Here is an 8,374-nt window from a genome sequence, read left to right as displayed (position 1 = left end):
TCGTGCGGCCTAACGCTGCAAGGGCTTCGCCCCGACCCTCACCCCAACCCCTCTCCCGGGGGGAGAGGGGCTTGTTGCTTCGTCCTTTTGGGCAGATCGTGGCCCTGCGCACGCGGGGCCTCTACCGGCCGGAGCCCGCCTTTCCCATCGGAGCCGCCTCTCCTTCTCCCGCCGGGAGAAGGTGCCCCGCAGGGGCGGATGAGGGTGCGGGCGAAGCCTCGTGCAGCCGAACATCGCGTGAGCGGAAGAGGATTCGGACAAAGCGTCGTGCGGCCTAACGCTGCAAGGGCTTCGCCCCGACCCTCACCCCAACCCCTCTCCCGGGGGGAGAGGGGCTTGTTGCTTCGTCCGTTTGGGCAGATCGTGGCCCTGCGCACGCGGGGCCTCTACCGGCCGGAGCCCGCCTTTCCCATCGGAGCCGCCTCTCCTTCTCCCACCGGGAGAAGGTGCCCCGCAGGGGCGGATGAGGGTGCGGGCGAAGCCTCGTGCAGCCGAACATCGCGCCTGCGTGGTGCGCCGGGCCCGGCTTCGCGAGCAGGACGGGCTTCGCGCGGCGTGACTGCGCCACCGCGAAGATTTCAGCTGCCTGTTTCGGGTACCGCCGCCGCGCTGCGCAAAACAGAGACGTATGGCGGCACATGAGCACTGCCGCAGCGCCGCTTCGGAAGATCGCCCTACGGCAGCCGCGCCCAGCGCTGCACCTCGCCCGGCACGAACGGGCCCAGCTTCTGTCTGACGATGCGGCCGTCGGCGTCGATCAGCACGCTGTAGGGCAGCAGGCCCTGGGTGTCGCCCAGGCGCACGCTGGCGTCGGCGGGGCCGGGGGTGTCCAGGGCGATCGGATAGCCGATCGGCACGCGCTGCAGGAATGCGCGCACGTCCTCGGCACGGTCCAGGGCGATGCCGAGCACTTGCGTGCCCTGCGCCGGCTGCTGCCGCGCGTAGCGGTCCAGCTCGGGCATCTCGCGCACGCACGGTTCGCACCAGCTGGCCCAGAAGTTGACCAGCAGCGGGCGGCCGCGGAACTGCGCCAGGCTCACGGTGGCGCCGTCCAGCGCGGGCAGGCGCAGCGCCGGCGCGATGTCGCCCGGGCGCGCGGCGACTACGCCCGCCCGGGCCGCCGCCGCCACGTTCGCCGCCTCGCGCGCCGGCGCCGCGGCGTCCGGCGCTGGCCACCACAGCCGTGCGGCGACCACGCCCAGCAGCGCGGCCACCGCCGCCACCGCGACCATCCGCGGCGTCGTCGCCTTCATCGCGCCGCGCGCAGCAGCGCGTCCTCGGCCACCGCCTGGGTCAGCACGGTGGGCAGCACGGTCGGCGGCGAGCCCGGGCCGTACACCACGTACAGCGGCACGCCCACCGCCTTGTGCTGCTCGAGGAACTCGCTGATGCGCGGGTCCACGTTGGTCCAGTCGCCCTTCATGTAGACCGCGTCGACGCGCTTGAGCGTGTCGCGGAACGCGTCGCTGCCCAGCACGTTGCGTTCGTTGGCCTTGCAGGTGACGCACCAGTCGGCGGTGATGTTGACGAACACCACGCGGTTGTCGGTGCGCAGGCGGTCGAGCATCTCCGGCGAATAGGCCACGCTGTTGCGTTCGGTCGCCACGCCCGGCACCGGCAGCCGGGTCACGCCCCACGCCGGCAGCAGCGCCAGCGCCAGCAGCACCGCCGCCAGCGCCATGCCCGGGCGGTGGCTGCGCCAGCGCGCGCGTTCGAACCACCACAGCCCCAGCGCCAGCAAGGTGGCGCCGATCAGCAGCAGCGCCAGCGCGTCGACGCCGCGCTGCTTGCCGAGCACCCACAGCAGCCAGATCGCGGTCAGGTACATCGGGAACGCCAGCACCTGCTTGAGCGTCTCCATCCACGCGCCGGGCCGCGGCAGGCGCCGCGCCAGCGACGGCACGAAGCCGACCAGCAGGAACGGCAGCGCCAGGCCCAGCCCCAGGAACAGGAACACCAGCAGCGCCAGCAGCGTCGGCGCGGTGAACGCGTAGGCCAGCGCGGTGCCCATGAACGGCGCGATGCACGGGCTGGCGACCACGCAGGCGAGCACGCCGGTGGCGAAGTCGCCGAGCGGGCCGTGCCGCGACGCCAGCGCCTGGCCGATGCCGCCGACGCTGCCGCCCAGGGTGAACACCCCCGACAGGCTCAGCCCGACCGCGAACATCAGGTACACCAGCGCGGCGACGAAGCCCGGCTGCTGCAGCTGGAAGCCCCAGCCGGCGGCCTGTCCGGCCGCGCGCAGGGCGATCACCAGCCCGCCGATGCCGGCGAAGGCGACCAGCACGCCCAGCGTGTACCACAGCGCATGGCTGCGCGCGCGCTGGTGGCTCTCGCCGCTCTGCGCCAGGCCGAGCACCTTCAGCGACAGGATCGGCAGCACGCACGGCATCAGGTTCAGCACCAGCCCGCCGGCCAGCGCCGCCAGCAGCACCCACAGCAGGTTGTCGCGCGCCGGCGGCGGCGTGCTGCGCTGGGCGTTGTGCGCCGACGCGTCGGGCGCGCCGGCGGTGGCCGGCGGCGCGGCACGGTCGTCCGCCGCGGCGCTGGCCGCGGCCTGGCGGCTGTCCAGCGCGGTCACCATCAGCGGCGTCACCACCGCCTGGTCGTCCGGGCCGACCTTGCCCGGCGGCAGCGACAGCTTCACCCGCCGGGTCATCGGCGGATAGCAGATGCCGTCGGTCTGGCAGCCCTGGAACGTGGCCACCAGGGTGGCGTCGGCCGCGTCGGCGCGCTGGCGCTGCAGTGGCACGGTGACCTCGGCCTGGTCGAAGTACACCACCACGTCGCCGAAGTGCTCGTCGCGGTGCGAGCGGCCCTGCGGCCACTGCGGCAGCCCGGTGCGGATGCCGGCGGCGCCTTCCAGCGCCAGCGCGGTGCGGTCGCGATACAGGTAGTAGCCCGGCGCCGGGGTGAAGCGCAGCAGCAGCGTATTGCCGTCGCCGACGATGGCCTCGAAGCCGAAGGCCTGCTCCGACGGCAGCGGCAGTGCCTGCATCGCGCCGGCGCCGGCGCCCAGCAGCGGCTTGCCGGCGGACGTGGCGCCGCCCAGCGCCGCCAGGCCACCGGGCGCCGGCGCGGGCGGCAGGCCGGTGCCGGAGGCGGCGCGGTCGGGCGGCAGCGCCACCGTCAGCCGCCGCTTCTGCGGCGGATAGCACACGCCGGCATCGGCGCAGCCCTGGTAGCGAACCTCCACCTGCAGCGTGTCCACGCCGTCGGCGGCCGCGCCGGTCTGCACCGCGCTCAGCTGTCCGCGGTAGGTTTCCACTGCGCCGAAGAAGGGGTCGGTCTTCTTGTGCCCGGCGGGCAGTTGCAAGGTCGGATTGGCCTTGAAGCCGCTCTCGATCCGCACCGCGATCCGGTGCCGGTACAGGTAGTAGCCGTCGGCGATCTTCCAGCGCAGCTCGATGCGGCCGCGTTCGGGCGCCTGCGCGGTCAGCGCGAACGCCTGGTCGACCGGCAGCAGGTCCTTTTCGCTGATCGCCAGCGCAGGAAAGGCGGCGCAGGCCAGCAGGCACAGCGCGGCGATACGGTGCAGCGACATCATCGGCTCAGGATTCCTCGCGGGTTTCGGCGTATACCCAGTGCAGGTAGGCGGGCAGGCCGGCGGCGACGTCGACCGCGACCAGTTCCGGCACCGCGTAGGGATGCAGTTCGCACAGCCGCCGGGTCAGCGCCGGCAGGCGGTCGGCGGCGGTCTTGATCAGCAGCAGCACTTCCTCGGCCTGCTCCACCGCACCGCTCCAGCGGTAGGTGGAATGCATGCCGGGCAGCCGGCTCACGCACGCGGCCAGCCGTTCCTCGACCAGCGCGCGCGCGATCCGCTCGGCGCTGGCCGCATCGGGACAGGTGCTGAACAGCAGGCGGATGGCGGCGTCGGACATCGCGGCAGTGTAATGCCCCACCTGCGCAGCGGCGACCCGGCCGGCGCGGAACGAAGCGTTGGCCCGGCCGCGATCGGCGCTCTGCCGCAAGGAGGGGCGGCGCGCCGCTGGATTGCCGGACAAGCGGCACGACCGCCGATGCCGTCGCGGCGATCGTGCCCGGTGGCCGCCGTCGCACGCGGCGGGGCGGGGGCATAGCGATGCATGCGCCGGCAGTTGCTCTCCGCCCCGCGCGCTTGCCGGCCGTTCGCGCAGCGGCCGCATGCGGCGATGGCGCGGTCGCGCAAACCGGGTGCATGCGAGCGGATGCGACCGCGCGACCGCGCGCCTGCCGTCGCCGGCAGGCGCGGTCGTGGGGTCAGTTCAGCAGCTGGCAGCTCGCCGGCTTGGCCGAGGTGAACAGCGAGGACGTCGCCCACTCCGGATGGTCGATGAACGGGTTGCGGTTGCCCTGGAAGCTGTAGATCACTTCGTTGCGCGCGCGCTCGGCATCGTCCGGCGGATCCAACTGGCTCCACGCGACCAGCGTCGACAGCAGGCCCATGTACGCCGGCGAGGCCGAGGTCTGCACGATCTTGCTGCGGTCGTCGGTCAGCTCCAGGTCCGGCTCGGACTGCCCGGTGGCGGCGTCGCTGCCGCCTTCGTAGCGGATCGCCATGTACATCACCGCGCGCGCCATGTCGCCCTTGCGGTGGTTCCACACCTCGAAGCTGCCGCCGTTGCCGTCCGGGGTGCGCACCCAGTTGGAATTGCCCGGGTAGCTGCCGCTGCCGCCGCCGAAGCCGGCATTGGCCTCGGTGATGCGCTCGCCGCAGTTGCTGTCGCAGTTCGCGTAGGGCTTGTTGCCGCGGTCGGCGTTCCAGGTCGCGTCGGTGAGGTACAGCATGTGGGTGTCGGTGTACGGCGCGTAGGGCAGGCCCTTGTCGCCGCTGGCCGAACCGAAGCCCAGCGAGTTCGGCCAGCTGTGCTCGCGGTTGTAGCGCAGGCCGCTGCCGCTGCCGGCGCGATCGGTGACCTTGGCGTAGCTGCGGTTGCGGTAGGCGTCGAGGACGCGGCCGCTGTTGTTCGGGTCCTCGTCGGCGATCTCCAGGATGGTCCAGGTGCTGGTGCCGGCGCTGCTGCTGTACGGGTAGACGGTATGGCCCTTGATCGTCTCGTGCAGCGAGCAGCGCAGCTGGCTGGCGCTGGCGGCGTTGACCCGCGAGTAGTAGCCGGCGCTGCCGCCGCCGCCGCTGGCCACGCTGAAGGCGATCGTGCGGTCCTGTGCCGGATGCGCGCCGCCGGCGTCGCTGACCCGCGCGGCGAGGATGCTCAGGCTGCAGCTCTCGCCGGCGGCCAGGGCGGTGTTGGTGGAGATCGCGAAGCTGGTGCCGCTGGCCGGGTAGCTCAGCGCCACCGTGCCGGACTGGCTGCAGCTCAGCGCGAACGCGCCGCTGGTCAGGCTCACCGCCTCGCTGAAGCTCACCGCCAGGTCGCCGGCGGCGGGGAAGTCGCTGGCGCCCTGCGCCGGCGTGGTCGAGGTCACCGTCGGCGCGGTGTTGCTGCTGCCGCCGCTGAAGCTCTGGCCGCTGTTGCACGCGCCGAAGCTCTGCGCCGAGCTGCCGGCCCAGGCGAAGTCGGCATAGGCGCTGCCGCTGCCGCGCAGCTGCAGCGAGGTGCCCGCCGCGGTGCTGTTGCTTTCGCTCACCGGCAGGTTCTGGCTGGTCATGCCGGCGGCGGGGCCGCCGCTGGCGGTGATGGCGCCTTCGTAGCTGAGGAACTGCACCACCTGGCCGTTGCCGTCGACCAGCGCCAGGCCGTCGTTGGCGCCGTTCTGCACGCCGTTGCTGGGGTAGCCGACGCTGGCGATGCGCACCTGCCCGCCGCAGCCGACCAGGCTGCCGGCCGGCACCGCGCTGTTGGCGTAGCTGGTGGCCGCGCCCGGGCTGCTGCCGTTGTACAGGTAGATGCGGTAGCCGCTGAGGCTCTCGCCGGCGGTGGCGACCACTTCCACGGCCTCGCCGGTGTCGCCGGCGGCGGTGGCGTCGTCGTAGTGCAGCTCGTTGATGAATACGGCGGCCCGGGCGGGACCGGCGAGGGCCAGCAGGCAGGCCAGGGGCAGCGCGACCGCGACGGCGGGTGACTTCATCGACAACTCCTTTTGCATGGCTCCCCTGGTCCGCGCAGACTAGCCGGGGTGTGTGACAGCGGTGCGGAACCCGGTACCAGTTCCGCCGCCGCGCACCGGCCTCGTGCAAAAAATTTTCGGCCGCGGCCTTGAAAGCGTCCCAGCCAGCACCACATCAAGCGCATCCCGGACGCCGGGTTTTTTCGCGAGCGTTGCTGGCACTCGTCATGTGCGAGTGCTAACATCGCCAGCCTTTTCCAGACCAATCAATAACTTAAGAGGGTCTCTCTCAATGAGCATCAAGCCGCTTCACGACCGCGTCGTAGTCAAGCCGATCGAAGCCGACGAAATCTCCGCCGGCGGCATCGTGATCCCGGACTCGGCCAAGGAAAAGTCGACCAAGGGCGAGATCGTCGCCATCGGTGCCGGCAAGCCGCTGGACAACGGCAGCGTGCGCGCCCCGGCGGTCAAGGTGGGCGACAAGGTCATCTACGGCCAGTACGCCGGCAGCAGCTACAAGGCCGACGGCATCGAGTACAAGGTGCTGCGCGAAGACGACATCCTGGCGATCGTCGGCTAAACGCCTCCGATCGCGGGATTCGGGAGCGGGGATTCGGGATTCGCGCGGCGCTTTGCCGCCGCGGTCCCGGATCTCCCCCGAACCTCGCTCTCAGCCAATCCCTAATCCCCAATCACGAATCCCGGAGTTACACACATGGCTGCCAAAGATATCCGTTTCGGTGAAGACGCTCGTTCGCGCATGGTGCGCGGCGTCAACATTCTCGCCAATGCCGTCAAGGCCACCCTGGGCCCGAAGGGCCGCAACGTCGTGCTCGAGAAGAGCTTCGGCGCCCCGACCATCACCAAGGACGGCGTCTCCGTCGCCAAGGAAATCGAGCTTGCCGACAAGTTCGAGAACATGGGCGCGCAGATGGTGAAGGAAGTCGCGTCCAAGACCTCCGACAACGCCGGCGACGGCACCACCACCGCCACCGTGCTGGCGCAGGCGCTGATCCGCGAAGGTTCCAAGGCGGTCGCCGCCGGCATGAACCCGATGGACCTCAAGCGCGGCATCGACCAGGCCGTCAAGGCCGCCGTGGCCGAGCTGAAGAAGATCAGCAAGCCCACCGCCGACGACAAGGCGATCGCCCAGGTCGGCACCATCTCGGCCAACTCCGACGAGTCGATCGGCAACATCATCGCCGACGCGATGAAGAAGGTCGGCAAGGAAGGCGTCATCACCGTTGAAGAAGGCTCGGGCCTGGACAACGAGCTGGACGTGGTCGAGGGCATGCAGTTCGACCGCGGCTACCTGTCGCCGTACTTCATCAACAACCAGCAGAGCCAGTCGGCCGACCTGGACGACCCGTACATCCTGCTGCACGACAAGAAGATCTCCAACGTCCGTGACCTGCTGCCGGTGCTGGAAGGCGTGGCCAAGTCGGGCAAGCCGCTGCTGATCGTCGCCGAAGAAGTCGAAGGCGAAGCGCTGGCGACCCTGGTGGTCAACACCATCCGCGGCATCGTCAAGGTCGTGGCGGTCAAGGCGCCGGGCTTCGGCGATCGTCGCAAGGCGATGCTGGAAGACATGGCCACCCTGACCGGCGGCACCGTGATCTCCGAGGAAGTGGGCCTGGCGCTGGAGAAGGCGACCATCAAGGACCTGGGCCGCGCCAAGAAGGTGCAGGTCTCCAAGGAGAACACCACCATCATCGACGGCGCCGGCGACAGCTCGGCGATCGAGTCGCGCATCAAGCAGATCAAGGCGCAGATCGAAGAGACCTCTTCGGACTACGACCGCGAGAAGCTGCAGGAGCGCGTGGCCAAGCTGGCCGGCGGCGTGGCGGTGATCAAGGTCGGCGCTTCGACCGAGATCGAGATGAAGGAAAAGAAGGCGCGCGTCGAAGACGCCCTGCACGCGACCCGCGCGGCGGTGGAAGAAGGCGTGGTCCCGGGCGGCGGCGTGGCCCTGGTGCGCGCGCTGACCGCGATCGGCGATCTGAAGGGCGCCAACGAAGATCAGACCCACGGCATCCAGATCGCGCTGCGCGCGATGGAAGCGCCGCTGCGCGAGATCGTCACCAACGCCGGCGAAGAGCCGTCGGTGATCCTGAACCGCGTCAAGGAAGGCACCGGCAACTTCGGTTACAACGCCGCCAACGGCGAGTTCGGCGACATGGTCGAGTTCGGCATCCTGGATCCGACCAAGGTGACCCGTTCGGCGCTGCAGAACGCCGCGTCGATCGCCGGCCTGATGATCACCACCGAAGCGATGGTGGCCGATGCGCCGAAGAAGGAAGAGCCGGCCGCCGGTGGCGGCATGGGCGGCGGCATGGGCGGCATGGGCGGCATGGATTTCTGATCCACGCCGGCGCAAGCCGGC

Annotated in this window: 6 protein-coding genes; 2 read left to right on the top strand and 4 right to left on the bottom strand. The window is 70.8% G+C overall.

Annotated elements, in window-relative coordinates; genetic code table 11:
- Positions 1 to 674 precede the first annotated feature (674 nt).
- The 4 genes from JR065_RS10770 to JR065_RS10755 form a co-directional block, all read right to left on the bottom strand.
- Complete coding sequence (locus JR065_RS10770; protein ID WP_206234137.1) at positions 675 to 1,253, bottom strand: TlpA disulfide reductase family protein; 579 nt, start codon at positions 1,251 to 1,253, stop codon at positions 675 to 677.
- Complete coding sequence (locus tag JR065_RS10765; RefSeq protein WP_206234136.1) at positions 1,250 to 3,547, bottom strand: protein-disulfide reductase DsbD family protein; 2,298 nt, start codon at positions 3,545 to 3,547, stop codon at positions 1,250 to 1,252. Before JR065_RS10765 ends, JR065_RS10770 begins: the two co-directional genes overlap by 4 nt.
- Before the next feature lie 4 nt (positions 3,548 to 3,551).
- Positions 3,552 to 3,884: a divalent-cation tolerance protein CutA gene (gene cutA, locus JR065_RS10760; protein WP_206234134.1), complete on the bottom strand. Its 333-nt coding sequence runs from the start codon at positions 3,882 to 3,884 to the stop codon at positions 3,552 to 3,554.
- 358 nt (positions 3,885 to 4,242) lie between these two features.
- Positions 4,243 to 6,012, bottom strand: a complete 1,770-nt coding sequence (locus JR065_RS10755; protein ID WP_206234133.1) for an endonuclease — start codon at positions 6,010 to 6,012, stop codon at positions 4,243 to 4,245.
- A 271-nt stretch (positions 6,013 to 6,283) separates the two neighbouring features.
- Here JR065_RS10755 and JR065_RS10750 point away from each other — a divergent pair, with 271 nt between their 5' ends.
- Entirely contained in the window at positions 6,284 to 6,571 is a 288-nt protein-coding gene (locus JR065_RS10750; RefSeq protein WP_206234132.1) for a co-chaperone GroES, read from the top strand.
- A 135-nt stretch (positions 6,572 to 6,706) separates the two neighbouring features.
- Complete coding sequence (groL, locus tag JR065_RS10745; RefSeq protein ID WP_206234131.1) at positions 6,707 to 8,353, top strand: chaperonin GroEL; 1,647 nt, start codon at positions 6,707 to 6,709, stop codon at positions 8,351 to 8,353.
- The last annotated feature ends 21 nt before the right edge of the window (positions 8,354 to 8,374 follow it).

It is taken from the genome of Xanthomonas sp. (assembly GCF_017163755.1).
Taxonomy (GTDB): domain Bacteria; phylum Pseudomonadota; class Gammaproteobacteria; order Xanthomonadales; family Xanthomonadaceae; genus Xanthomonas_A.
This window is presented reverse-complemented; position numbering and strand designations above follow the sequence as displayed.